We start from the raw sequence: 2,087 nt of genomic DNA on the forward strand, positions 1-2,087 counted from the left end.
GACGCCACAATACATGCGGGGCGGTATCCCCGATGGAATTCGAAAAACGTCACTACCAGCGGCTCGCGAGTGTCTAGTAGATCCGGGTCGATTCAAACACTGGCAAAGCAATGAAGCTCATTTCGCAAACGGAAAACTCTGGGCCGTACATCATGGGGAATTACCCAAAGGCAACCGTTGTTTTCGCCTGCGAGTAAAAAATGGGAATCACAGTAATTGTTCTACTGGCTGCTGGCGGCGGCATAGTCTGGTACTTGAAGCACTACGCCAAGGATTCCGTTATCAAAGAAGCCCGCAGAGAAGCATCCCACATCAAAACGCTTGAAGACGTGGATTACGAGTTAGGCAAACTTGATGCGGAGTTAAAACGGTATGGTGTTCTTTCTCAGCAAGGCCGGGCATTCATGGATGCTCTGTACGCACGCCGCATAGACTTGCAGCGGCACACACCCCACGCGCGCCGCTGAGCGCCTGCGTGCGCGGCATCTGTATCTTTTCTGCCCCCATTTGCCGCTGCACGCTGGACTCCCGCACTTTGCCTAGTTACTTCACTTCCCATCATCAAATGGCAATTGACCCGTCGTTCCAAAACGAGGATGGAACCTGTCAACGTACGCTTGAAACTCTTCCGGAGTTTTTGACAACTTCAACAACGTCACAATTGAGCCCATGTGACTTTGTAGTTTCGGATGCCCAACGTCTTGGCTGAGATGTTGGTGAAGACGCGCTTTCCTCTCCTCCCGAGTCGCCAGACGTTTCAATTCGGGCAAGAGGCCCGGAGCCAGTCTGTCATAGACCACATTATTGGTGATGTGCCCAAAAAAGCCTGGACGCCAGGACGGATTGCCGATAGGTGGGAATGGCAGCTTGTACAGCCGAAACAGTTCGACATAGTAGTCATCTGGAAAGGTCTTCAACCAAGGCTGCAACTCCTTGGCCACAAACGCCTCCAAGATCTTCGCCAGAGCCTGTTTGTCCCGGTCTTTCTGGTAGCCCGTCGCCTCGTCGATAAGCGCGATGATGCCAACACGAGCAAAGCCCCGCATCAGAATGTCCGCTTGTACCGCGTATCGTTTGTCTTGTTCAGTGCTCAATAGCCCCTGATCCCGCGCAGTCAAAATTGCTTCGCAGACCTGCTGAAGCACTGTTGCTTCGTAGCCATCGCTTGGTTCTGCCACGCCCTTTGGGGATTTCCCAACAAATTTAATCGGCTGTTCAATCGCGGCTATCAATTGCGCGTCACCGTAGGCTTTGATTAGCTTGTGATCTGCAACACGGGATGCACCGGCCCCTCGCCCTTTCATACCAATTGCAGCAGTAAGTCCGCGCCCAGAAATTACCCGCCGTCCGTCGTCAAGGACGAAACACGGCAGATCAATTACACCCGTCGCCAGTTGGCCAAAGTGCGTCGCCTTTGGGAGCTTTTTCAACTCTGCCCGAGCCTTTGCCGCAGCACGCGCGTTCTCCGACCTCTGCTCCGGAGTAAGACTTGCCATACGGGCCTTGCCACCCACCGCTCTACCCTTTGCATCACCAGTACTCATGCCCATCTCCTTGCTAGAAAGTAGGAGCATTATGCACTATTGCTAGCAATGTGCAAGCAAAAGTCATTTTGCTAGAGTTTTGCGATGGAAGCCTATCGTGTCCGTCTGCTGCACTAGCATTCAAAAGCGCATCGCTCGTGCGTAAGCCCCTCTCACCCGGCCCGCGTCCCGGCTTCCCCCATACCCCCCGCCAAAGCCCTCAGAGGGGCCACAGCGGCCCGGAAGGCCCCGCCCTAAGCCCTAGCCCTCGCCACCACTGCGAAGCGCACAGGCAGCCTCTGCGACTCCTTGCCGGAAGTCAGTCGTAAGCCGTTGATTTGTATTGATTTATTTAGAATCACCCTAGAATGGATACATTCGGACGGACTGCGGACTATGCAGCCAGTCTCCGGGCCATCAATGCCCGGCATCTGCAATGCATTGCTCAGATTCGTTCGCTATGGCGGTTTGAACCGCCCCGGGTTTCGAGGAGGCTGGTTGGTTTAAGTGGACACCTCTGCCAAGGTGTTGCTGTCGGCAAGTTGCCTCCAGTAGTTTGCCTCA

General features: G+C 54.4%; 2 protein-coding genes. One reads left to right on the forward strand and one right to left on the reverse strand.

Translation table 11 applies throughout. The annotated features are described in order from the left end of the window. Positions 1-200: 200 nt before the first annotated feature. Complete coding sequence (locus C513_RS0112275) at positions 201-467, forward strand: hypothetical protein (protein WP_018716284.1); 267 nt, start codon at positions 201-203, stop codon at positions 465-467. Positions 468-548: 81 nt separating this feature from the next. On the opposite strand, the gene C513_RS0112280 is transcribed toward C513_RS0112275, so the two are convergent. Then, a complete protein-coding gene (locus tag C513_RS0112280) occupies positions 549-1,544 on the reverse strand; it encodes a P63C domain-containing protein (protein WP_245552840.1) in 996 nt (331 codons plus the stop codon). Positions 1,545-2,087: the final 543 nt, after the last annotated feature.

It is taken from the genome of Allobrachymonas chironomi DSM 19884, from assembly GCF_000374625.1.
GTDB classification, from domain to species: domain Bacteria; phylum Pseudomonadota; class Gammaproteobacteria; order Burkholderiales; family Burkholderiaceae_C; genus Brachymonas; species Brachymonas chironomi.

What these genes read in the sequence shown, in the direction of transcription:
- C513_RS0112280 (WP_245552840.1), bottom strand. Translation starts at nt 1,544, where the DNA reads ATGAGTACTGGTGATGCAAAGGGTAGAGCGGTGGGTGGCAAGGCCCGT.
- C513_RS0112275 (WP_018716284.1), top strand. Translation starts at nt 201, where the DNA reads ATGGGAATCACAGTAATTGTTCTACTGGCTGCTGGCGGCGGCATAGTC.